The 2,809-nt window shown below is 67.0% G+C and carries 2 protein-coding genes and 1 pseudogene; all 3 read right to left on the bottom strand.

The features are described 5' to 3' along the window. Positions 1–610, bottom strand: a pseudogene (locus VFG33_RS20705) (S8 family serine peptidase); the annotation flags it as partial. Positions 611–709: 99 nt separating this feature from the next. After that, a complete protein-coding gene (locus tag VFG33_RS20700; RefSeq protein ID WP_325054560.1) occupies positions 710–1,675 on the bottom strand; it encodes a LysR family transcriptional regulator in 966 nt (321 codons plus the stop codon). Between the two features lie 108 nt (positions 1,676–1,783). After that, positions 1,784–2,809, bottom strand: a 1,026-nt coding sequence (locus VFG33_RS20695; protein ID WP_325054559.1) for an ABC transporter permease, incomplete at its 5' end; no start/stop codon positions are given.

Below are 2,809 nucleotides of genomic sequence, written 5' to 3'. Positions count from 1 at the left end.
CCAGAGTGGTCTTGCGGATCCCGTTCAGCCAGACCTTCGTGATTCCCGGGGCCAGCGACTTCCCAGAATCTGCCCGCAGTGACTTCCAGAAGGCCACCGAGTCCTTCTTCGACTCCTGCACCGAGAACCCGGCGATACTCGGCAACTCGCGTCGCCCACTCGTCCCGGCGAGAGACGATCCTGCCGAGCGATTCGCCTTGTCCCGCTGCACGATCAACGGCAGCTCGGCGCGCCGCGCATCGTCGTACCCGAACTCGAACAACGTGGTGACATCGAACAGCCGCGGATCCAGCGTGCCCGCATCCAACAATGGGACAGCGTCGAGCGGAATCATCCGAACCCGGCCACCGTCCGTCGTGGTTCGAAACGCCGTCCGCTCGCGTCCCTCCCCGGCGATGATCCGAGGCTGCGCGCCCGAAGTCAGCTCGACCCGGTCGCCGGTGATCAAGGTGACGCTCCCACCAGCGCCGGCGGAAGGGACGGCGGTCTGCTCAACAACGAGCGGCCGCGCGGAAGAAGCAGAAGAAGCGGATGAACTGGACATCGTGAAGGGACTCGAGACCACCAGCAGGCTCGTGAGCAGGGCGGCGGCGGACAGGGATCTTCGCATCAGTGGGCAGACTCCTCAGCGCGATCGTCCGCCGGTCTTCACCCGACGGACAGACGATGCTGGTTCTTGCCCGAAGTCCGCAAAACCCTTCTCAGAGGATCAGGCGACGTGCATGCGTTGGTGCTGGCCCCAGCGGGCGTGTTCGGCGAAGGCTTCGTCGTAGGCGTGGACCGCCATCTCGCACACGTCCGCGGCCATCTGCGCCCGCGGTGAGTCAGTGCTCCACGCGAGCATCAGCCGCCGGTGGATCGGATCGCCGGCCAGCGGCCGCGTGGTCACGTCGCTGGACAGCATCCGGTACGACGTAGGCGAGATCAGGGCGACCCCCTGACCACTGGTGACGAATCCCATCACCACCGAGGTATCGACCGAGTGGTGTTCCACCCGCGGCGTGAAACCGGCCGATTCGCAGGCGGACCGGAAGAGCACATGGAAACCGCTGTCGTCCGGTGGTTCCCCGATCCACTCCTCGTCGGCCAGCACCCCGAGGTCGATCTCGCCACGATGCCGGCTCGCCACGGCCAACGGATGATCCGCCGCCATCACCACGTACGCCGACTCGGACTCGACCACCGTATGCGCGTCGACACCCGACGGCAGCCGCAACTCAAACCCAGGAAACTCCCGCAGCAACGCGAAATCGAGCCGCCCACTCTCCAGCTGCTGGAGCAGCACACTGGTGGCCCACTCGACCTCGATCGACACCTGCTCGATCTCCCCGTGGGCGCGCAACCTGCTGGCGATCCCGGACATCGGGGCCGTCGGGAACCCGCCCAGCCGTACTGCGCTCGACTCCACCGCCGTCATCGCCGAAACGGTCGCCGACAGGTGATCCACGTCGACGAGGATCGCGCGAGCCCGGTCCACGGCGTACCGGCCAAGGGCTGTCGGGGTGACACCGGTGCGGGAGCGCTCGAACAGCTCACCGCCGAACGCCGCCTCGATCCGTTTCAGCTGCGCGGTCAGGCTCGGCTGGCTGACCTTGAGCCAGCGGGCGGCCCGCCCCACGGACCCCGCTTCTGCCACCAGGACCACCACCCGCAGGTGGCGCAGCTCAACGTTCATGCGTTGTGACCGTAGTCCAGGTGCGCGCGACGCACACAGTTGTTGCGTGTTGCGATTTCGTCACAGCCGGGAGAATGTGTGTAACGTTCCCCCGGCTGTGACGATAAGTTATCCTGCCTTGATCGCCAGCGCCTCGCGATAGCCCAGCCGCCGGCCCGTCTGCAGCAGCGTCCGCTCGTACAGCCGGGCCCCGAGCCGGACGATCAGTACGGTCGCGGCGAGCAGGATCAGGATCGCCACCAGCGGCTGCCAGAGCGGCACGTCCTCGGTCAGCATCCGGCCCGGCATCGCCATCGACGAGGCGATCGGGATGAAGGACGCCACCGACTTGGCCGACGCACCCGCGAAGACCGAGAAGAAGAACGGGATCATCAGGATCATCTGGCCGGGCAGCGTGGTCGAGCCCAGATCCTCCTGCCGGGTGGCCAGCGAACCGGCCACCGCCCACAGCCCGGCCAGCGCCACGAATCCGAGCACGAAGAACACCACGAACCAGCCGGCCACCGGCGCGATCACCTTCAGGATGTCGGCCTGGTCGGTCAGGATCAGACCGATCAGCGACGCGGCCGCGATCACCACGATCTGTGACAACGCCAGCACTGTGTTCCCGATCACCTTGCCCCACAGCAGCGCCCGGATCGGGACCGCCGCGGCCAGGATCTCGACCACCCGGCTCTCCTTCTCCTGCACCACGCTCTGCGCGATCATCATGCCGAAGCCGAGCGCGGTCATGTAGAACACCAGCGCGAGACCGATGTTCACGAAGTCCGCGACCACCTCAGGCAGCGGGCCCGGATTCAGCAGTCGCTCCTGCAGTTGGGTGTTCGCCCGCAACTGGTCCGGAGTCAGCCCGGCCCGCGCTGCGTTCTGTTCCATCCCCAGGTTGACCACGGCTTCCCGCAGGTTGCTCTGGATGCCGCTGTCCACCCGGTCGTCGCCCAGTACGACGTATCCGCTGTCGCCCGGCAGCAACGCGGCCTTCGCGTCGCCATCGGAGACGAGCCGCTCGGCCTCGGCAGCGTCGGCCACCCGGGTGGCCTCGTAGCTGTCGCCACCGCTGATCGCATCCGCCTGCTGCACAACCTGTACGCCGGCATCGTTCAGTACTGCGATCTTGTCCGGCCCACCGCTTCC

Origin of the sequence: Kribbella sp. (assembly GCF_035687465.1) — a bacterium.
Lineage (GTDB): Bacteria > Actinomycetota > Actinomycetes > Propionibacteriales > Kribbellaceae > Kribbella.
Note: the sequence above shows the minus strand (reverse complement) of the source record. Positions and strands in the feature narration are given on the sequence as shown.